Annotated in this window: 19 protein-coding genes; 7 read left to right on the top strand and 12 right to left on the bottom strand. The window is 66.0% G+C overall.

What is annotated here, in order from left to right; genetic code table 11:
- Window positions 1-55: 55 nt before the first annotated feature.
- Together FDP28_RS17920 and FDP28_RS17915 are read right to left on the bottom strand one after the other, a co-directional pair.
- Window positions 56-766 carry a DUF6611 family protein gene (locus tag FDP28_RS17920; RefSeq protein WP_144662958.1) on the bottom strand — a complete coding sequence of 237 codons (711 nt, stop codon included), beginning with the start codon at window positions 764-766 and terminating at the stop codon, window positions 56-58.
- An 8-nt stretch (window positions 767-774) separates the two neighbouring features.
- Complete coding sequence (locus FDP28_RS17915) at window positions 775-1,161, bottom strand: DedA family protein (protein WP_144662957.1); 387 nt, start codon at window positions 1,159-1,161, stop codon at window positions 775-777.
- A 795-nt stretch (window positions 1,162-1,956) separates the two neighbouring features.
- Here FDP28_RS17915 and FDP28_RS17910 point away from each other — a divergent pair.
- On the top strand, window positions 1,957-2,583 hold the full coding sequence (locus FDP28_RS17910) for a Chromate resistance protein ChrB (protein ID WP_186313704.1): 627 nt from the start codon (window positions 1,957-1,959) through the stop codon (window positions 2,581-2,583).
- Between the two features lie 727 nt (window positions 2,584-3,310).
- Here the strand turns inward: FDP28_RS17910 and FDP28_RS17905 are convergent.
- The 10 genes from FDP28_RS17905 to FDP28_RS17860 form a co-directional block, all read right to left on the bottom strand.
- Window positions 3,311-3,601 (bottom strand): hypothetical protein, encoded by a 291-nt coding sequence (locus FDP28_RS17905; RefSeq protein WP_144662956.1) that lies wholly within the window; start codon window positions 3,599-3,601, stop codon window positions 3,311-3,313.
- Between the two features lie 1,078 nt (window positions 3,602-4,679).
- Complete coding sequence (locus tag FDP28_RS17900; RefSeq protein ID WP_144662955.1) at window positions 4,680-6,065, bottom strand: phenylacetate--CoA ligase family protein; 1,386 nt, start codon at window positions 6,063-6,065, stop codon at window positions 4,680-4,682.
- 51 nt (window positions 6,066-6,116) lie between these two features.
- Window positions 6,117-7,454 (bottom strand): sodium/calcium exchanger protein, encoded by a 1,338-nt coding sequence (locus FDP28_RS17895; protein ID WP_222120655.1) that lies wholly within the window; start codon window positions 7,452-7,454, stop codon window positions 6,117-6,119.
- Window positions 7,455-8,165: 711 nt separating this feature from the next.
- Window positions 8,166-8,396, bottom strand: coding sequence for a hypothetical protein (locus FDP28_RS17890; RefSeq protein ID WP_144662954.1), 231 nt, complete (start codon window positions 8,394-8,396; stop codon window positions 8,166-8,168).
- Window positions 8,397-8,979: 583 nt separating this feature from the next.
- A complete protein-coding gene (locus tag FDP28_RS17885; protein ID WP_144662953.1) occupies window positions 8,980-9,729 on the bottom strand; it encodes a cytochrome c biogenesis CcdA family protein in 750 nt (249 codons plus the stop codon).
- Window positions 9,726-10,238: a signal peptidase II gene (gene lspA, locus FDP28_RS17880; RefSeq protein WP_144662952.1), complete on the bottom strand. Its 513-nt coding sequence runs from the start codon at window positions 10,236-10,238 to the stop codon at window positions 9,726-9,728. The genes FDP28_RS17885 and lspA overlap by 4 nt, the downstream gene beginning before the upstream one ends.
- On the bottom strand, window positions 10,235-12,187 hold the full coding sequence (locus FDP28_RS17875) for a heavy metal translocating P-type ATPase (protein WP_144662951.1): 1,953 nt from the start codon (window positions 12,185-12,187) through the stop codon (window positions 10,235-10,237). The genes lspA and FDP28_RS17875 overlap by 4 nt, the downstream gene beginning before the upstream one ends.
- Window positions 12,184-12,558, bottom strand: a complete 375-nt coding sequence (locus FDP28_RS17870; RefSeq protein ID WP_144662950.1) for an ArsR/SmtB family transcription factor — start codon at window positions 12,556-12,558, stop codon at window positions 12,184-12,186. The genes FDP28_RS17875 and FDP28_RS17870 overlap by 4 nt, the downstream gene beginning before the upstream one ends.
- A gap of 106 nt (window positions 12,559-12,664) precedes the next feature.
- Window positions 12,665-13,903: a cytochrome P450 gene (locus FDP28_RS17865; protein ID WP_260842525.1), complete on the bottom strand. Its 1,239-nt coding sequence runs from the start codon at window positions 13,901-13,903 to the stop codon at window positions 12,665-12,667.
- Window positions 13,904-14,048: 145 nt separating this feature from the next.
- Complete coding sequence (locus FDP28_RS17860) at window positions 14,049-14,657, bottom strand: TlpA family protein disulfide reductase (RefSeq protein ID WP_144662949.1); 609 nt, start codon at window positions 14,655-14,657, stop codon at window positions 14,049-14,051.
- A 270-nt stretch (window positions 14,658-14,927) separates the two neighbouring features.
- Between FDP28_RS17860 and resB the strand changes: the two genes are divergently transcribed.
- The 6 genes from resB to FDP28_RS20620 all read left to right on the top strand — a co-directional run bounded on the left by resB (window position 14,928) and on the right by FDP28_RS20620 (window position 20,554).
- On the top strand, window positions 14,928-16,580 hold the full coding sequence (gene resB / locus FDP28_RS17855) for a cytochrome c biogenesis protein ResB (RefSeq protein ID WP_144662948.1): 1,653 nt from the start codon (window positions 14,928-14,930) through the stop codon (window positions 16,578-16,580).
- Window positions 16,580-17,692: a c-type cytochrome biogenesis protein CcsB gene (gene ccsB, locus FDP28_RS17850; protein ID WP_144662947.1), complete on the top strand. Its 1,113-nt coding sequence runs from the start codon at window positions 16,580-16,582 to the stop codon at window positions 17,690-17,692. The genes resB and ccsB overlap by 1 nt, the downstream gene beginning before the upstream one ends.
- An 11-nt stretch (window positions 17,693-17,703) precedes the next feature.
- Window positions 17,704-17,859, top strand: coding sequence for a hypothetical protein (locus tag FDP28_RS20625; RefSeq protein WP_186313703.1), 156 nt, complete (start codon window positions 17,704-17,706; stop codon window positions 17,857-17,859).
- A gap of 11 nt (window positions 17,860-17,870) precedes the next feature.
- Window positions 17,871-18,752 (top strand): prolipoprotein diacylglyceryl transferase, encoded by an 882-nt coding sequence (gene lgt, locus FDP28_RS17845; protein WP_144662946.1) that lies wholly within the window; start codon window positions 17,871-17,873, stop codon window positions 18,750-18,752.
- A 263-nt stretch (window positions 18,753-19,015) separates the two neighbouring features.
- Window positions 19,016-20,383, top strand: coding sequence for a dihydrolipoyl dehydrogenase (lpdA, locus tag FDP28_RS17840; protein ID WP_144662945.1), 1,368 nt, complete (start codon window positions 19,016-19,018; stop codon window positions 20,381-20,383).
- 24 nt (window positions 20,384-20,407) lie between these two features.
- The gene (locus FDP28_RS20620; protein WP_186313702.1) at window positions 20,408-20,554 is read left to right on the top strand and encodes a hypothetical protein; all 147 of its coding nucleotides are present in this window, start codon (window positions 20,408-20,410) and stop codon (window positions 20,552-20,554) included.
- The last annotated feature ends 19 nt before the right edge of the window (window positions 20,555-20,573 follow it).

The raw sequence follows: 20,573 nt of genomic DNA, 5'->3' as shown, positions 1-20,573 counted from the left end.
CGGTTCCCGGAGGAACGCCATTCAGAATGCGATCGCTGGTTGAAGGGCTCGTCCCTTAAGGCCCCGATTCAGCCGTTCCGGGCTTCCGCACATCCCGATCGCGGAGGGCCTCTTCATAGATCCGGCGGTGGAACGCCCATGGATCACCGGCGGCGTGCTCGGGCTTCAGGCCGGCGAGGACGATGAGCGTGTCCTGTTCCGCCTGCTCGTTACCAGCAAGCAGTCCCGACCGGAGCGGGCCGGTGTCAGCCACGAACATGGTACGGCAGCGTGCCCGGACACCGTGTCCGGTGACCCGCAGGAGGACCAGTCGGCAGGCGCAGCAGACCAGGATTCCGAGGGTGAGTGCCGACAGGACCGGCGGACCCAGATGACGATCCGGCAGCAGGAGTACCAACGCCCCTGCGGCAAGGCCGGGGACGGCTCCCGCTGCCGGCCGGCCGCTGAGCCGGTGCAGTGCCTTTGTCCGGATGGACCCGATGCCCGGTGGGTAAATGACCACCCGTACCGGATCGCTGTCCGGCTCCCGGCGAGGGTTCTTGAAGCTCAGGTACCCCCAGTTCCGGAACACGCGGGGCGGAAGCCGCCCTGGCCGGCCGGCACGCCGTGGGCGGCGGATGCTCAGCCAGGCGCCCCCGACGAGCACCAGGCCCAGCAGGACGACCGTCCCCAGAAACACTTCCACGGCGTCGGGGCTCAGCAGGCCCGCCAGATCCCAGGCAGATGCATTCGCCGTGGCAGCTGACTTCGTTGCGGGGGACGTCACGGCCGCGCTCACCTGCCGGCGCCGTCAGTGTAGCCGTCCACCTCAGGGTTGCCCTGCGGCAGATTGGTTTGCCCCGGTATGGTCGCGGCGATACCCGGGACAGGGTACTTGGCACCGCAGCGGAGCATGCCGAGCGGGGCGGCCACGATCAGGACCAGGCCGATGTTGCGGACGGTGAACTCGGCACTACCGAGCCAGGCGCCCGGAAGGGCCAGCCCCGCACCCCAAGCCGCGACCACGGTGACAGTCCAGATGAGGAACGTCCGGTACGGCAGGTGGGCCGTGCCGGCTGCAAGCGGGGTATAGGTGCGCACGAACGGCAAGAACCGTACCAGGACCGCTGCCCTGCCCCCGCAGCGGACGGAAAACAGTTCCGCAGCCCGCAACCTTGCCATGCTAACTTTTGGCGTGCTCGCTGAATGGGAAAAGAACCCCGGATTCGATGAAAACGGCCGGAGCGACGACCACCACCCCGCTCCTTCGAGCAGTGCAGCCGGACGCAGCAGCAAGCCAGGAAAGGATCCCGCCGGGAGCCCCGGGCCTGCCGGACGTGGAAGAGCCATGGAAAGAGACAAGGACACAGATCTTACTCCCGTGCTGGACGTGAATGGGTCCGCACGCCCCGCCAAGGCACCTCAGCGCTCAGCGCTTCTGAGGAGGCCACGGAAGCGGCGCAGCGACGGCCAGCACCACCGCCGGTCAGCGGCTCTCGGCCGGCCCTCCCACCTCAGTGAATGTTACGAGTGTAACATTCACTGAGACCGTTGTTAACGTTGGGCAGGCAGTGAGGGGAAACCGAACGGCGCCGTGCAGGGAACCGGCAGCGGTGAGCAGCCTCCATTCCTACCCGTGCTCCCCCTGGAAACCTGTACTCGTAATCAAAGGAACGTTCCCGGGTCCACCGAGACCCAGCGCATTGCCGCCGGGGCGACATGCAGGTTATGGACGTGCAGGTCGGCCGGGCCCGCCGTTTTCTCCAAGGCCGCCTTCACCCGGGCTACAGAAAGCGTCCAAACGTGAAGGAACCTCTCTCCGGTGTCCCCTTTTGCCGCAACGTTCACCCGCTCAAGCACCCGCACGCGCGAAAGTCGGAGTGAGTCAGAGGCACCGAAACAGTCATCCGGCGGGTTTCCCGGAGGTATGACAAGGAGGCAACAGGGGGATGCGGAACCGGGAGGTAGCATGGGGACATGGATGAGGACGATCAGGGGCGGTGGCTGATGGTGACCATCTCGACTGCCGGCGCCCCGGCGGCCCTGCGGGTCACAGTCTGGCGCAAGCTCAAAGAACTCGGTGCCCTGTACCTGCAGCAATCAGCATGCCTGCTGCCCGCAAAGGCCTCAACACTACGGGCCGTGGCCCAACTGGCCGCGCGGGTGATCAGGGACGGAGGAACAGCCCGGGTGCTGACCATTTCCTTCCCTGAACGGGAGCAGGAACAGGAAATAATTCGGGAGCTGCAGAAGGCACGAAGCGGCGAATACACCGAAGTCCTTAAACGCTTTCCCGCATTCTTCGCCGAACTGGAAACCGAAACGGCACGCGGACGCACCACGTTCGAGGAAGTCGAGGAATCCGAAGCGGACCTCGCACGTTTCCGCACCTGGCTGCGCAAAATCGCCGCCCGCGACTACTTTCCGGCTCCCCTCGGGACACAGGCGAGGAGCGAACTGCGCCGAGCCGAGGAAGCGATGGCCCGGTTCGCCGAAGCGGCAATACTGGCCGAGGCCCCCGCCCCTGCCGAACAGGCCCACAACGCCGACCACGGGGGCAGGAACAAGGACCCCGCCCCGGTGCTGCGCGCTGTCGGCCCCTGATCTAGGCACTGGCGGTTACTCAGTGACCTGTCCGTGCAGCCGACCTGTCCGTGCAGCCCCGACGGGCGGGCACTCAAACACATTCTTGGAGCCGACCTGGGAGGTCATGCTTCGGTCTCCTGCGTCGAACAGAATAACTGTGCCCTTGGCCCCTGCAGGGCTGACCGGCCGCGCTGAGAAGCGGGTCCGCGAGGTCCTGCAATCCGAGCAGGTCGCTGACACCAGGTGACATGCAGGGTGCCGGTCTCCGTGGTTGCCGTAAGGGCCTGAATCGGAGGGTCGTGGAAGGCCGGCAGCGCCTGGACCCGCATGAGTGGACGGTGCCAGAGGTGCCACTCGAGCCGCAGGCGCCCAGATGGGGAACGCCGCGCGCTGTGGCCACCGGGTTGTGTTGTCCAGAATCACGTCTCCGGGGCTGCTCCGGCAAATCGCGGCGACACAACGACGCGGCACGCCCCACGGATCCGCTGCCACGCCCCGGAGCGGCTGCTTTCGTATCGGGATATCTATCGCCTACGAGGCCAGTCTGAAGGGCGGGAGACGCGCTCCCCAAGCGTGGAAACCCCGGCACCAGCAACCCCTCCAAGCTAAGTCAAACCGGGGGTCCGCGGCATCCCAGAGAAACTCTCTACCCCAGCGCCGGTCCGGCCACGACCGGCAACATTGTGGTGGTCCTTGGTAGAAGCGGTCCGGGCAACTGCCTGGTCTGTTCAACGCGCGTATTAGTTCACCCGCCGCCCGAAGAATCTTCACCTCCGATAAACGGTATTCGCTGAACCTGCCGGAGTATCCCATCCAGCCAGGACAATACGGCCTCGGCATTGGTTAAGAGCATCACACCGAACACGACCGCGGCGATGACCAGGAGCAGAGCCAGAACCAGCACCACGGTGACCAGAGCGCGGAGCCCACCGAAGCGCCGTCGAACAGGGGATCGCCCCTCTCGGTCAGCAGGCTGATCGCGCAACAGCTGCCCTGCCGCTGCCCGTGCACGGCCTGTCCAGCGCCCCGCCCTCATGTCGCCCGTCCTTCCGGACCGGTCTCAACGGGCAGGCCCTCCTCCTGGCCGTGGGCTCGCGGCCCTGGGTCGGCGGCCTTGCGTTTTCCGGCCGTCACGGCGTACTCATCCGCAGAGTCGGTGAATCGGGACGGTGGGTACTGTTCTCACAGCTCATCAGACTGTGTCGCCGGCGAGGGCATTCTTGTCGGTGTGGGGCATTCCATCCCCCTGCCCGGTCGGCAAAGTACCTCACCCTTCGGGCTAGCTCCGGAACCCGGAAGACAGGATAAGGACGTCGTCGATGGTGTGAGAGCGGCATTGGATGGCGTGAGGCGGACGGGACCCGACCTGTCCCGCCGGCATACGATGTGCTGGCTGCAGCGAGGAGGGAGACAGCCGATACTTGGGCCCCACTTTTGGGGGAAACGTGCATCGAACTCCTCCACTTCGGTCGAAATACCAAATACGTCAGGGTCCCAGACCACCCCAGGACGCCGTGCGAACCAAAGAGCGGGAGGCCGTTCAGGAGCCGAAGGACGGGGCCTCGGTTCGCGGGCGCCTTTCCGCCGCTCTGGTCACATGGACCAGCCTGGGGCCGACTGGTCCTTTGATGTTACATCCGTAACATCAAAGGAGGAAGACTGCGACGAGCCTCACCTAAAAGTGCCCGCGAAATTACGTCGTGCTCGCGAAATTGCGGGGCCTCGCGGGCGCGGCGGTGATGATCAGGGATAGAGCCGGGCAAGGGGCTCAGGCGAACGCTCGCGGGCCCTGTCCGCCGTCCCTAAACGGAAATGACCGGCGAAATCGGCAATGCGGAAGCCGGGCTTAAGGGACCGGCGACCTATGACATCTTGAAAGTCCCGATCAGGTTGTACGGCGGCGGCTGGGATGCCCTCGGATGATCTGGCCGGGACTATAGACATCCGGTTGCCCCAGCTTCAGCCCGTCGAGTAACTCAACGCGAAGAGGATGACACCGCGGTCAGAGCACAGTTGCTGAGAATCTCCTGCCCTACGGTCGTCCGGCTCCTCAACCCCCCGACGACGAGGACAGAGCCTTCAGGGTTTCGTCACACAGACCCTTGTAGGTTCGCTCAGGCAGGGCTCGAGGGTGTGGGGTTGAGCGGGACAACTGTGCGGAGCTTGCCGCCTGGGGAGAGGGCGGGTGCTTGCGGGTCGCGTGTCACGGTGACCCTGCTGAGGCCTTGGTCGACGAGCATGTGGGTGATCTTTGACTGGGCGGCCTCCCATACGGTATCGGGGGCCGCCCCGGGGGAGGCTTGCAGGCGAAGGCTTAGGCTCTCGGGGCCGGTCTGCACGACCTGGCCCCTAGCCAGGCCCGTGACCTCGTCCAACAGCGTGCCGACGCTCAGCGGGGTGATTGTGATCTGGCCCGGACCACTCCCGGGGAAGGTGAGCAGTTCAGCGGTTCGGCCCTGAACACGGATTGCCGGCATCGGGTCGCCGCACGGACAGGGCGTGGGCTGCATTGTGACGCTGTCGCCGAGGTCGTAGCGCAGGACCGGTTGAACGCGGTTGGCCAGGTTGCTCAGTAGAACGGTATGCGACTGTTGTCCGGGAGGGACGGGGCGATGGTTGGCGTCGACCGGTTCCAGGATGGCCCAGTCACTGTTGACGTGCAACCATTCTTCCTGGCAGCTGTAGCTAAGGAACGGGCATTCGGTTGCGGCGTAACCCTGACGGACCTTGGCCGCGAACGCTGTTGCCATCCGCTCATACTCTCCTACGGGAAGACCCTCGGCCGAGAGAACCACCAGCGCCGGCCGGATGTGCAACCTGCCGGCTTCCTGCTCCGACGCCAGCAGCCGCCCGGTCGAAGCGTACGGGGCAAGAATTGCTGGGCTGAAGTCGTTGAGCCGGGCGACCAGTTCGGGCATCGGAGTCTGTACTGGAAAAACGTCCACAATGGACCGGCCCGGTCCCCTGCGGAGCGCTGCTGCGGCGGCGGCGGAAGCGAAATGGCCGCCTGTGGCGATGACCATGGCCATCCGCCCGCGGCCGCGAACGATCGCCAGAACGTCTGCCGGAGCGAGCCAGGAGCGCAGCATGCGTGCCGTCATGGCTTTGGTTACCTTGAGTGTTCTCCTGTCCAGCAGGAACAGGCCCCGGGTACCGGTGGTTCCGGAGGTAGTGGCTACGGTGTAGCGGTTGAGGAATTTCGTGCCGATCAGCTCTGGGTCGCTGACGAAGGCCTGGGTCTCCTCCAAGGTCACGGCAGGGTCGGTGGTCCAGTCATCGAAGCGGGCCATCAGGTCAGTTTTATTGGTCACAGGGAGACGGACCGGGTCGGTGATCTCGTGCGGCAGGCCCTGATAGAGCCTGCGGTAATACGGTGACCGGATCCGGGCGTAAGCGATCATGTCGCCCAGCCGGTCCCGTTGCCGCTGCTCGATGGCCTTGCTCCCCCGCTTCCTGGCGGCACGTTCGTCGAGCAAGAGCCCAATCTGGGTTTCTCGCATGAAATCCTCCTGGGTCGAAATTGCGGATCCTCCCCGCCCGGGTGCGCCGGTCTAGGGTGTTGGCGGCTCCCCTGCCACCTTCGTAGGGGCGCTGCGGCCAAGGCCCGCCCTGAGCACATTCAGCAGCGACCGTCGTCGCCGGATAAGCAGCCCCGCGGCCAGAACCAAGTACACGGCCGCAACGATCAGACGCTCGGCGCCCCGCAGGTCCGGAGGCAGCGTCCAGGCCGCAACGAACTGGGCGAAGAACAGCCCGAGAAGAGACCACGCGCCGGCCCGGGTCAGCCGACCGCCAATGACCAGGCCGACGGCGAACATGGACTGGGCAGCGGTGAGCAGCAGTTCCTCCCGCTGCACCGAGTCAACCGGCAGACCCTTCAGCGATCCGGCAGAAAAGGCGAACACCAGGGGAAGGATTCCCACGAGCAGGGTCCACTGGTTGATCTTTGAGGAAATAAGCGCCCCCAGGGCTGCCGCAGACTGCAGCTTCCAGGCAAGCAGGACCACGGCGATGAATTCCGGGGTCTCCGAGGCCAGAGGCGCCACCCATTGCACGAGCAGGAATTCACTGACATTAAGCTGCCGGCCCGTCTGGACGAGGCTGTCGGCAAAGGGTTCAGCCACGACAATGATGACCGCGGCGGCCGCCGCGAGCATTCCGACAGTCAAGAGCCGCCGCCTGCGGAAGGAGAGCAGCGCAATCCGCTTTGCAGGTCCAAACAGTTCGGATTCCTCGTCGTCTTCCTCGCCTCCCTCACCAACGGAGTGCCCGAACTTCGGCTCCATTGGTGAGGCGGAGGGGCGCAGGCGCCACAGATAGACGGCGAAAATTCCGAAGAGCACGACGGTATCAACGATTGTCAGGCTGTCACGCAGCGGCAGGGTCAGGGCATAGACGCTCGCGACCGTGAGGAAGGCCAGCTCGATCACCTGAACCGGGGCCAACTCGACGGCTTCCGGACGGGATTCCGCCGTCAGGCCCTGGCCCTTGCGCCTGAGAGCAACCAGGGCCACAAGCGCCACAACGGACCAGCCCACTCCGATGAGCAGCCGGTTGGCTCCTGTCATGTTCGCCAGGGCCAAGGGGGCATAGGCCGCCGGGTCCCTTCCTGCCTTGGCGGCGAAGACCACATCCACCGCGTACTCCGGCAGGACGGCGATCAGTGCCAGCAGCGCCAACGCCAGCCCCTCCCCGAGGTCGATTTCGGCAAGCTCAGTGCCCCAGGTGAGCAGGAACGCGGCCCCGACGACGGCAGCCGCGAACGCCGAAGCGGCCGCCACGGGGGGAACATGGAGTCCGCTCAGCTGCAAGAGGACCCCGGGGACCATTACCGCCACCGGAAGGGCAAGACCACCGGCGATGGCTCCGAGTGACCCTGCACGCTTCACAGTGACGCTCCATCAAGCGGGCACCGGGATGACCCGGCTTCCGGCAGAGTGCGTCCCGCTGTCATGGGATGCTCTTCAGGCCCGGTACATTTCCTCCGACAACGGCGAAGATGTAAGGAACGAGAAACAGCCGGCACGCGACGGGCAGATATCGTCATCCGGCGATAATATCGCCCTTTGCGCTCCACGCACAGTCCTTGAACCATATGTGCGGCGTCTGGTTTCTGCACGCCCTACAGGAGGAGTGTTCCAAAGGCGCCACGGTCACCTGCGTTACCCCAGCACTCCCCAAGCGAATTTGGGCATCGCAATGGGATCGGGCGCCGATGTCGCCTACGAGGCCACTGGCTTGACTTCATGAGCAACGACCTGGTCCAGGTCACCACTGCCCCATCGAGCTTTCACACCAAACCCTAAAGACCATCCAGACCTGGCTGGGCATTCTTCTACAACGTCATCCGAATACCCATAGCAGCATTCGGCCTGCACAACTCCATCATCGCCGGCGCAGCTATGGTTCTAAGCTTCCGACATCGTCGCTCTCCTTCTCAGAAGACTCCACAAACACGGACACCATCTGTATCCGACACCCTCCGGCTGAATTCGGGAGCCCCTGGCCAGAGGATCCAGTACGAAAAAACTCCCCCACTTCACGCCGTTGTTGTTGGTCAGAAATCCGGGCCGCCGCAGCCGGCAGCCTCCACGGCACGGTCAATTCCGGTGCCTCATGGACGCTTTTCCGTGCGTTACCAGAGCCTGCGCCTGCTCCGGCTTCAGGACGGCCAGCAGCTCAGGCAATCCGGCAAATTCGCGCACAGTGGCTACGCACTGAGCGCATTCGGCAAGATGCAGCTCATATTCGCGTCGCTCAGCAGGAATCAGTGATCCAAGAACATAGACGGCAGCCCACATGCTGTACCTGTCTGCCCCGCTCGGGTTCATCGCCTCAACCTCCTTCAATCCCAATCCCTGGGCTTTCAACAGCCTGGCGGCCTTCACGACGGCCGCCGGATGAGTTCCCCGGATTGGATAAAGCAATCTGCTGACCAGACATGACGACCAACTACAATTAAGACGACGCCCAGCATCTGCTGGTTCACCTCGAGGCTCAGCCACAGTGAACAGTCTGCCGCCCCAGCCAGTTGTCCGGGACCAGGAGGCGTCGTTACCACGGGGCCCGGAACACATGGCGCGAATGCTCGGGTGGCGATCTTATCCGCGCCGTCGGCGAGGGTGACGCCGTGGCCGCTGGGCAGGCCGACGGCGCTGATGGCACCTCCCTCGTCCACTCCCCTGCGTTTGCGCAGGGAGCGAATCGGCCAAGCCGCGCCAATAAGCAGCGGACCAGGCCGAGCCAGCCGACCCATTCGTCCGGGACAAGGACGGCCAGGACGCCGGTGCAAGAAACAGGACGGGCAACCATGCCGTCAATGATCGTGGCGGCGAACACGCGCCTGCCGAAGCTGCGACGGTGCCCGGCATTGCTCGTGTGCACGTCGGTGGGTCCGGTTTCATGCCCGCGGGGTCAAATGGGCGTGGTGAAGGTTCCGATCAGGTTCTGCAGGCTCAGGATCCAGGTGGTCCAGACGCCGGAGACCATCAGGATCCCGACGAGGACAAGGGTCGCCGCTCCTGCGAGGTTGAAGGCCCTGATGTTTCGGCGGACGAAGCCCAGGGTGCCGGTGACCCAGCTGAAGCCCCGGGCGACGAGGAGGAACGGGATGCCCAGGCCGATGCAGTACGCGAAGCCGAGCAGCGCCCCGCGCCAGACCGACCCCGTGGTGGTGCTCAGCGCCAGGACAGCGCTGAGGGTCGGGCCGATACAGGGGGTCCAGCCGAGCCCGAATCCGACGCCCAGCAGCGGGGCCCCGGCCAGTCCCGTGTTCGGTTTCCAGGTCAGCTTGGCCGTGCTCTGCAGGAACGGGATCTTTCCGGACAGGGCCACACCCATCACGATCACGACCACGCCCAGGACACGGGTGATCACATCGCTCCAGCTCACCAGCCAGTGTCCGATGGTCCCGAACGCTGCACCATAAAGGGTGAAGACCGCGGCGAAGCCAAGGATGAACAGCCCGACGCCGGCGGTGGTCCGCCGGCGTGCGGCCTTCTCATCGGTTCCTGCGAGACCGGAGACGTAGCCCAGGTAGCCCGGGAGCAGGGGCAGGACGCAGGGTGAGATGAAAGAGACCAGACCGGCGATGACCGCCAGGGGCACCGCCAGGAGCAGGGCTCCGGACTGCACGCCCTCGGCGAAGAATCCGCCGAGGCTCACGCCTCCTTCTCCGGGGCCTTCCTGGCGGGCAGGAGCGTGCCCAGGACCAGGACGGCGACCCCGACCGTGACGAAGACGTCGGCGAGGTTGAACGTCGGGAACCATCCGCTGTGCAGGTAATCCACGACCCCTTGTCCGTCGAGCCGGTCAATGAAGTTGCCGACGGCGCCGCCGGCAACGAGGATTCCGCCTGCGAAGGAGGTCCTGGACATCTTCGGTGCGCTGACCGTCAGCCAGGTCAGCAACGCGGCGATGATGACCCCGGTACCGGCCACGACAACTGCGGTGGGCAGGGCCGCGCCGAGACTGAAAGCCACACCCGTGTTGTACAGGAGCTTGATCGTCAGCAGCGGGGTCTCGACCACCTCTCCCCGGGAAAGGTTTGCCTCCGCCTGGGCCTTGATCAACAAATCGGCTCCGGCCAGCAGGAGCGCGCCGGCCAGCAGCCCGCCCCGCCGCATCCACGGCCGGGACGGGGCACTGTCCACCACCGGTGTTATCGCGCTCACCGCGCCGGTTCCAGGCTGGGGACGGCGGCCTGTGTGACCGGGATGGTGCCGTACTTGCTCACCCGGCCGGCGCGGACGCCGTTGGCGATGACAACGATTTCGGCCAGTTCGTGGATCAGGACGACCGCTGCCAGGCCCAGGATGCCGAACAGGGCCAGCGGGATCAGCACCGCGATCAGAGCCAGGGACAGACCCACGTTCTGGAACATGATGCGCCGGGTCCTGCGGGCGTGCTCCAACACTTGCGGCAGGTGGTGCAGGTCCTCGCCCATCAGGGCGACATCGGCGGTTTCGATGGCCACATCGGTGCCCATCGCGCCCATCGCGATGCCCGTGTCGGCGGTGGCCAGGGCCGGGGCGTCGTTCACCCCGTCACCGACCATGGCGGTCGGCTGCCGGTCCTTCAGGGTGCGGATGATGCCCGCCTTGTCCTCGGGGCGCAGGTCGGCATGGACTTCGGTGATGCCCGCTGCCTTGCCCAGGGCCTCGGCGGTGAGCCGGTTGTCCCCGGTGAGCATGGCGGTGGTGTAACCGGCGCGGCTCAGGCGTTCAATGACTGCCTGAGCCTCGGGACGAAGTTCGTCCCGGACGGCCACGGCACCGATGAGGACAGATTGCTCCTCGACCAGGACCGCTGTCGCGCCGCCGGCCTGCATTCGCCGGACGGTTTCCTTCAGCTCCCCGGGGGCGATCCATCCGGGCCGGCCGAGCCGGGCACTGTGCCCGTCGATGGTCCCTTCGAGCCCGGCCCCGGGAACGGTGTTCAGGTCGGTGACGGTGACCCGGTCCGTGGTGGCGGCGAGGATGGCCCGGGCGAGCGGGTGTTCGCTGCGTTCTTCCAGGCCGGCGGCGACGGCCAGCACCCGTTCCCGGGTGGAGGAGGCGGTGGCGGCGACTTCGATGACTGCGGGTTTGTTCCGGGTCAGGGTCCCGGTCTTGTCCAGGGCGATGGTGCGGATTTTGCCGAGGGTTTCCAGGGCGCCGCCGCCCTTGATCAGGACACCCATCCGGCTCGCGGCGCCGACGGCGGCGACCACGGTCACGGGCACGGAGATGGCAAGGGCACACGGTGAAGCTGCCACCAGAACCACCAGGGCACGTTCGATCCACAGGAGCGGTTCGCCCACGATGAAGCCATAGACGGCAATGAGCGCGGCGGCGATCAGGATGCCCGGGACGAGCTTTTTGGCGATGGAGTCGGCCAGGCGCTGGCCGGGGCCCTTGCGGGACTGCTCGGCCTCCACGATGTGCACGATCCGGGCCAGGGAGTTGTTTTCCGCGGTGCTGGTGACCTGGACCTCGAGCGGGCCGGTGCCGTTGATGGACCCCGCGTAGACGTCGCTGCCGGGTCCGGCCTCGACCGGGACTGATTCGCCGGTCAGGGCCGAGGTGTCCAGGGAGGTGCGTCCGGTCAGGACGCGCCCGTCGGTGGCCAGACGCTCACCGGGGCGCACGACCATGGTCTCACCCAGCACCAGCTCGGACGGGGAGACGGTAACTTCGGTTCCGTTGCGCAGCACCCTGGCCTCGGAAGGGACCAGGTCCAGCAGCGCCCGCAGCCCGCGCCGGGTGCGTGCTACCGAGTATTCTTCCAGGCCCTCGGAGATGGCATAGAGGAAGGCCAGCATCGCCGCTTCCTCGATCTGGCCCAGGATGACGGCGCCCACGGCCGCGATCGTCATCAGCGTGCCGACACCGATTTTGCCCTTGGCCAGCCGGCGCAGGGTGGAGGGAACGAACGTCCACGCTGCGACCAGCAGCGCCGCGGCCTCCAACGGCAAGGTGACCCACTCGGATGCGTCGAGCAGCGACGCAATCCACGCCACCAGCAGCAGGACTCCGGAGACCGCGGCCGCGCGGACCTCGGTCACCTGCCAGAAGCCCTCGGCCTCTTCCTGACCTTCTTCTGTTGCCGGCTTGTCATCGCCGCATCCGCAGGCGTCGCTCACAGTTCCTCCTCCGGCGTGGTCGTGGCGTCGCAGGAAGCGTCGCCGTAGACCGGGCACAGGCTCACGGCGTTGCCCGTGGCGGCCAGGAGGATCTCGGCCTGCGCCAGGACATCGATCAGTTCAGGGCGGGTCAGGGAATAGAACACCTTCCGGCCTTCCACCCGGCCCGTCACCAGGCCGCAGTCCCGCAGGCAGGCCACGTGGGCGGAGACCGTGGACTGCGCCAGACCCAGTACCTGGGTGAGGTCTCCAACCCGGGCCTCGCCCTGGGCGATGCGTTTTACGATGGCAAGCCGGGCGGGGTCGGCCAGGGAATGGAATAACGCGGCGGCGGGTTCCAGCCGGGTGCCGCTTTTCGTATCAATCGTCATACACCGATGATATCCAAACATGTGGATATGTGCCAGCCGCTGTCTCGCCGGGCAGCGTGGTACCGCGAGTCCGAGGCTGGGCGCCTGTACGGTGCCCTGGAAAGCGTCAGTGCAGTCCTGGGCGTCCGGAGAGGATGAAGCCGCTTCGGGGCAGCGCGGGCATCCGGGTGAGGTTGATGCTCAGGTCCTGGGCGGGTACGGTCATCCGGGTCTCCGCAGCCAGTGCCCTGGTGCCCCGTCGGATCAGGTCCACGGTGATGTCCTCGCCGGGGCAGCGGTGCCCGGTCGCGGGGTCGCCGGCGCCCTGGGGAACAAGGGTGTGGGGGTCCGGCTGCCAGGCACGGAACCGGGCAGGGTCGAAGCTCTCCGGATCCTTCCAGATCCGGCTGTCGTGGTTCGTGCCGTACAGATCAAGCAGGGCCCATTGCCCGGCTTTGAAGGTATGGCCCTTCCATTCCAGCGCTTCCCGGGCTGTGCCGCCGACAAAGGGGAAGAACGGATAGTACCGGCGGACTTCCTGTGCGAAACAGTCCAGGTCCGCGTCCTGGCCTGTGTGCAGGATCCCTTTCCATTCCGGGTGCTGCTGCAGTGCCACGGCTGCAAAAACCATGAAGCGGCCGACAGCCACGATGGGCCGGAGCAGATTGAGAACTTCCACCGCCGCGACATCAACCGGCAGAGCGTTGCCGTGTTCGTCGGTGTGAAATGCGATCGCAGCGGCCGGCGTGTCCCCGGCCGCGTCCGGTCCGCTCCGGCGGAGGGTGCTGATGCAGTCGGCGGCCCATTTTTCGGTGGCGCGGCGGCGCCACCGCGCATACCAGTTCGCCGGCCCGACCGCGCCGGACTTTTCGATCATCAGGCTCAGTTCCCGGGCGCGGCGGCTCACTGTCGCCCGGTCGGCCGGCACTCCGGCCCACTGGCAGGCGGCTGCCGTGAGGATCCGGGGCAGCTCGTCGTGGAGTACCACTTCGCCCGCACCCGGCCACCGCTCCCGCGCGGAGTGCCATTCGGTGTCGAAGGCGTGGCCGAGACGTCCCACCGATTCCTTGTTCATCAGGTCACGAAACAGCTGTTTCCGGTGTCGGTGGGCAGACCCTTCGAGGGACTGCACGCTGCCGGCGTCCTGCAGCAGGTGCTGGGCCGAGCGGGGCATGGCCCCCTTGCGGCCGAACCGGCCACCGCCGTAGAAGAATTCGGCTGCCTCTGCCCCGCGGAGGCAGACGACCGGGCGCAGCATCAGCCGGGTGCGGAACAGATCGGTGTCGAACCGGTCGCACCGGCTCGAAATGAACGTGTACCCCTCACGCAGAAGAGCAAGGGAACTCTCGGGCAACTGCACTGTCATGATGGACCAGCCTTCTCTCGTTCCGTGCCGGCGTGGCCGGCGTTCTGGTTGTGCGCAGGCGGCCGGACAGTTCGGGAACCCCCAGCGCACCGTCCCGTCCGGGACGGCAGGCCGGGGCAGCCCTGAAGCGCATCCTGGCTTTTCCCTAGGCCTTGAGTGTGGAAGTGATCAGGGCTTTGAGGGTGCTTTTGTCCAGTCCACCCAGGATTCGCGCTGCTACACGGCCTTCCCTGTCCAGCACGAGGGTGGTCGGGACCGCCTGGGGCGGGACGAAGCGGGTCATGGCCAGCAACACCTTCCCGTCCTTGTCCTGCACGCTGGGATACGTCACGCCGAACGTCCGCTCAAAAGCTTCCGCCGTCGGCTTCTCATCCCGGACGTTAATCCCGTAGAACCTCACTCCCTGCGGGGCGAACTCCTGGTACAGCGATTCCAGGTGCGGCGCCTCGACACGGCACGGGGCACAGGCTGCGTACCAGAAATTAAGTACCGTGACCGCCCCGGACCAGTCACTGGAGCGGACGGGCGTGCCGTCATAAAGGTTCGCGTTCAAGGCCACCGGAGCACCACGTGATTCCTCGGCGTATTCCTGCACCGATCCGTCACCGGCAATGTAGTTCTTGTTATCCCCTGCCGCAGCCTGCTGGGCGAGGGGGTCCGGCCCGGCGCACGCCGACAGCCCAAGGGAGGCCACAGCCGCCAAACCTGTCAGGATGCTGCGCCGGGTCAGGCCGCCGCCGGATGGGGTGTTCATAAATGTCTTCCTCGCATTACATGGACGAGTGGTCGGGACCGCCGTACGCCTGTCCTGCCGCTGCGGGAAATGGGGCCTTTCCGCTGGCGCTTCACGGCACATCCCTTCGGGCGCGGGTAGAGCAGATATCCTTCAATCGTCATTAGGCGATATTATCAGGAAGGTGGCCTTGCGAAGCCCGGGGCCACCCGCCTGTTTTAATTCTACCTAAGGTAGAAGTGGGGGACTGCAGACCCTACCCGCTCTTGACACCCCGACTGGAAGGCAGCGATGTCCCTACCCGATGCCCCGGACGCTGGCCCATCGCCAGCGCCCCCGCCGCTGGGCCCCGCCGCGATGCTGCGCTGGGCGTGGACCCAGCTGACCAGCATGCGGACGGCACTTTTTCTGCTGCTGCTTCTGGCCGTGGCCGCGGTACCGGGCTCGCTGTTCCCGCAGCGGCCGGCCAACCCAGCCGTGGTCACCCAATACATCAAGGACCGCCCGGAGTACGGGAAAATCCTTGACTCCCTTCAACTCTTCGACGTCTACGCATCAGCGTGGTTCTCGGCGATTTATATCCTGTTGTTCGTCTCCCTGATCGGGTGCGTGATCCCCAGGGCCCGGGCACACTGGAAAGCCCTGCGCTCCGCCCCGCCACGAACCCCCCGGCGGCTGTCGCGCCTGCCCGAATACGGAACGCTCGTACTGCCGGCGGACGCCGCTGTCCGCCCGGCCGACGCCGTCCGGGACGCGGCGGCAGTGCTGAAGAAACGCGGCTACCGCGTCGACATCCGGGACGCCGACGGGGCGATGCCCTCACTGGGAGCCGAACGGGGACTGCTGCGGGAAGTCGGCAACCTCCTCTTCCACACCGCCCTGATCGGCGTGCTGGTCAGCGTCGCGGTCGGCGGGTTGTTCGGCTACCGCGGACAAAAAATCATCATCGAAGGCGACACCTTCGTCAACACCCTCGTCGGCTACGACAACTTCACACCCGGGACCAACTTCCAGAGCACCTGGCTGGATCCCTTCGCCATCACCCTGGACAAGTTCGAAGTCCGCTTCGACCGCGAATCCACCAAGCAGTTCGGCCAGCCCATCGACTTCAAAGCCGCCCTGACGACCCGGGACAGCCCGGACGCGGCCCCGCACCAGCAGGTCCTGAAAGTCAATGAACCGGTCTACTTCGGCGGAACAGGCATCTTCCTCGTCGGCAACGGCTACGCCCCCATGGTTACCGTCAAGGACGGTAACGGCAACACCGCCTTCAGCGGCCCCGTCGTCTCCGTCCCCAACGACGGCGTCTACACCTCCACCGTTGTCCTCAAGGTCCCGGACGCCGCGCCTTCCCAGTTGGGTTTCGTCGGGTTCTTCCTGCCCTCGGCCATCAAGAACCAGGATGGTGTGTCCTACAGCTTCGACCCGGACCCGCTGAACCCGCAGCTGAACCTGAACTCCTACTACGGTGATCTCGGGCTCGACACAGGCAAGCCCCAGAACGTCTACAACCTGGACGTAAAAACCCTCACCCAGCTCAACGGCCGGGATCTTCCGGCCAAGGGCATTGTCCTTGGCCCAGGGCAGAGTTACACGCTGCCGGAGGGCAAAGGCTCGATCAGCTTCGACGGGCTCAAACGCTACATCGGGGTGGACATCCGCACAGTCCCCGGCCAGGACGGGGTCCTGATCTTCTCCCTGGCCGCCGTCGCCGGGCTGATCGTCTCCCTCTACGTGAACCGCCGCCGCGTCTGGCTCCGCGCCGGCGCCCATGAGGACGGGCGCACCATGATCGAATACGGGCTGCTGGCCCGCGGAGAAGACCACCGGCTCGCACCCGAAGCAGCCGCCATCCGGGCCCGGCTCGTGGACCGCTGGAACCTGTCCGAGTCACGTCAGGCCGCAGCGGCCACCATCCCCGCCCCATCACCGAAGGAGCACTAATGCCGGACATCAACCAAACCATGGGCCAATACAGTGAGCTGTTCATGCTCCTGGCCGCAGGCACCTACACCGTGGCGTTCATCGCCTTCGCGTGGGACCTGGCCCGCAGCAGCAGGGCCATGGGCGCGGTGGACCTCAAAACCGCAGCCGCGGCCCCCACTCACACCACCGCACCGGCCCGGGTCCCGGTCACCGCCGGAATCAGCGCCCCTGCCTCTGTGAACCGTGCAGCCTCCGGCGTCAGCGGCCCGGCCGGCCGGGCCGAGCGCCCGTCCTCGGCCACCAGCGGAACAGCACCGGAGGCGGGCGGCGCCGGGGACACTGCCGACGCGGGCATGCGCTACGCCCCAGGGCCGCGCGTCCCGGCACGGGTTGCGGTAGCACTGACAGTCCTCGGTGCGCTGATCCACGGCGCAGGCGTGGTCACCCGCGCGCTGGGTGCGGGCCGGGTGCCCTGGGGCAACATGTACGAATTCCTCACCACCGGCGCCTTTCTGGCCGTCGCCGTGTTCCTGCTCGCGCTGGTCCGCCGCGACCTGCGCTTCCTCGGGACATTCGTCGTGGGCCTCGTGATCATCATGCTGGTGGCTGCCTCGGTAACCTACTGGACCCCGGTCGGGCACCTGGTCCCGGCCCTGCAGAGCTACTGGCTGATCATCCACGTCTCCATCGCCGTGCTCTCCTCGGCCCTGTTCACCCTCACCTTTGCGATGTCCGCGCTGCAGCTGGTCCAGTCCCACCGACAAAAGACGCTGGCTGCCGGCGGGGTGGACAAGCTCGGTTTCATGCGCCTGGTGCCCTCGGCCCTGAGCCTGGAGAACCTCTCCTACCGGATCAACGCGCTCGGATTCATCGGCTGGACCTTCACCCTGATGTTCGGGGCCATCTGGGCCGAAAAGGCCTGGGGCCGGTTCTGGGGCTGGGACCCCAAGGAAGTCTGGACCTTCGTGATCTGGGTGGTCTACGCCGGCTACCTGCACGCCCGGGCCACCCGCGGCTGGACCGGCCCCCGCGCCGCCTGGCTGTCAATCATCGGCTACGTGTGCGTGGTGTTCAACTTCACCATCGTGAACCAGTTCTTCAACGGCCTGCACTCCTACTCCGGACTGTGATGGCGTCACCGGTGCCCGAACACACCAACCGTCTGCGGCCGGGCCAGGGCATGCGATTGACGGTCCCTTCCGTGACCGGCAGAGCCGGACCACCGCAAAATGCCACCTCTGCTGCCCTGGCAGGAACGTTCACCGGCGCCGTACCCCTTCCCGAGACCGACCTTTAGTGAGCTGACCCATGGACCCGTTCTCCACCCCGGATTTCTACCTTCCTTCCCCAACGGTGAGCGCCTTCGCACTCGGCCCCCTGACGGTACGCTTCTACGCGCTCTGCATCCTGGCGGGCATCGCCGTCGGCACCTGGCTGACGATCCGCCGTCTCAAGGCCAGGGGCGGCACCCCGGCACAGGCCCTGGACATCGTAATGTGGGCCGTCCCCTTCGGCATCGTCGGCGGCCGCCTCTACCACGTGATCACCGATAATCAGCTCTACTTCGGGCCCGGTAAGGACCCCTGGGGTGCCCTGCGGATCTGGGAAGGCGGCCTGGGTATCTGGGGCGCGGTCGCCCTCGGCCTCGTCGGTGCGGCTATCGGTGCCCGCCGCGCCGGAGTCCCCTTCGCCGCGTTCGCTGACGCCGCCGCTCCCGGACTGCTCCTGGCGCAGGCACTGGGCAGGTGGGGAAACTGGTTCAACAACGAAATCTACGGCGCACCCACGGACCTGCCATGGAAACTGCAAATCCACGCCATGGACTTGAGCACAGGACAGGCTGTTACCACTCCAGAAGGGGCCCCTGAGGTCATCGGCTACTTCCAGCCGACCTTCCTCTACGAATCCCTCTGGTGCCTGGCCGCGGCGGCACTGCTGATATTCCTGGATCGCAAATACACGCTCGGAGCAGGAGCGGTCTTCTCCCTCTACATTGTTTTCTACACGGCCGGCCGGTTTGCCTTCGAACTGATGCGCTCCGATGAAGCGAACATGATTCTGGGTGCGCGCGTCAACACGTGGGTCGCCGGGCTTGTCTTCATCGCCGGGCTGGCCCTCTTCCAAACGCTCAGATCCCGTAGCCGGTCAAAGGTGGAAACGAACGGCACCCTGCCGGACCCGGCACGCTAAAGACCCGGAAGACTGCAATCGCTCCGCAACATCATGCCAACGGAACGACCACCCGTCTGGGAAAGACCCCCTGAGGATCCGTATCAGGCATAATATCGGGACAGGCCTCACATCCGGGAGCCGGGTAGATGCGGGGCTTCATGGGCAAGGCACACTGGCCACCACGGCGACCTTCGGGGCTCCTGCGCTCCCCCTAGGTACGAGCCACGCCGCTCCCTCCATCCCGGACTCGCCCCTCAATTCGCTCTAGCGGGAGGAAAACCATGACCTATGACCTCGTAATCCTCGGCGGCGGCAGCGCCGGCTACGCCGCCGCGCTGCGCGGGGCGCAGCTGGGCATGAAGGTGGCCCTGGTTGAGGGCGACAAGCTTGGCGGGACCTGCCTGCACCGCGGATGCATCCCGACCAAGGCGCTGCTGCACTCCGCAGAAGTGGCCGACACCATCCGGGAGAGCGAAGCATTCGGCGTGGAGAGCACCCTCGGCCGCATCGACATGGCCGGGGTGACAAAGTTCAAGGAAGGTGTCGTTTCGCGCCTGTACAAAGGGCTCCAGGGTCTCGTTTCTTCCCGCAGCATCGACCTGATCCAGGGATGGGGAACCCTTGCCGCCGCGGACACGGTAGAAGTCAACGGCACCCGCTACCAGGGCAAAAACATTGTGCTGGCGACCGGGTCCTATTCGAAGTCCCTGCCCGGCCTGGACATCAGCGGACGGGTGATCACCTCCGAACAGGCACTGGAGATGGATTTCGTCCCCAACAGCGCGCTCATCCTCGGCGGCGGCGTGATCGGTGTGGAATTCGCCTCGGTCTGGGCTTCCTTCGGCACCGAAGTGACCATCATCGAAGCCCTCCCGCGCCTCATCGCCAACGAGGACGAGTCCCTCTCCAAAGGCCTCCAGCGGGCCTTCACGAAACGCGGCATCAAGTTCCTCACCAACACCATGTTCGCCGGAGTCACCCAGAACGATGACGGTGTCGCCGTCACCACCCAGGACGACAAAACCCTGGAGGCCGACGTGCTGCTCGTGGCCGTGGGCCGCGGCCCCGTGACAGCGAAGCTCGGCTACGAGGACGCCGGCATCCCCATGGAACGCGGCTTCGTGCCCACCAACGACCGGCTGCACACCGGTGTCGGCAACATCTACGCCATCGGGGACATCGTGCCCGGCCTCCAGCTGGCCCACCGCGGCTTCCAGCAAGGCATCTTCGTCGCCGAAGAAATCGCCGGTCTCAACCCGGCCCCCATCATCGAATCCGGCATCCCGCGCGTGACCTACTCCGAGCCCCAGGCCGGCTCTGTCGGCCTCACCGAGGCCCAGGCGAAGGAACAGTTCGGCGCCGATGGCATCGAGACGGTCGAGTACAACCTCGGCGGGAACGCCAAAAGCCAGATGCTGCAAACCGCGGGCTTCATCAAACTCATCCGCCAAAAGGAGGGCCCGATCATCGGCGTACACATGCTCGGCGCACGGGTCAGCGAGCTCATCGGCGAAGGCCAGCTGATGGTGAACTGGGAAGCCTATCCCGAGGACGTCGCCAGCCTCGTCCACGCCCACCCCACCCAAAACGACGCCATCAGCGAAGCGGCCCTCGCCCTGGCCGGCAAGCCCCTGCACGCCCACGGCTGACCGGCGCCGGCGTGCTTCGACCCCGTGGCTGGCTTCATCATCGCCGTGTTCACCGGCGGGGTGGGCAACGACAGCCTGGAAGGCGATCTTGTCGAAGACGGCGCGGACTATGAGGACGGTCTGGACCGCACTCCCCCGGCCTGGTCCCGCGGCGGATCTGGTTCACGCTGACCGATGGAACCGGAGGCCG

Origin of the sequence: Paenarthrobacter nicotinovorans (genome assembly GCF_007670255.1) — a bacterium.
GTDB lineage: Bacteria > Actinomycetota > Actinomycetes > Actinomycetales > Micrococcaceae > Arthrobacter > Arthrobacter nicotinovorans_B.
Note: the sequence above shows the minus strand (reverse complement) of the source record. Positions and strands in the feature narration are given on the sequence as shown.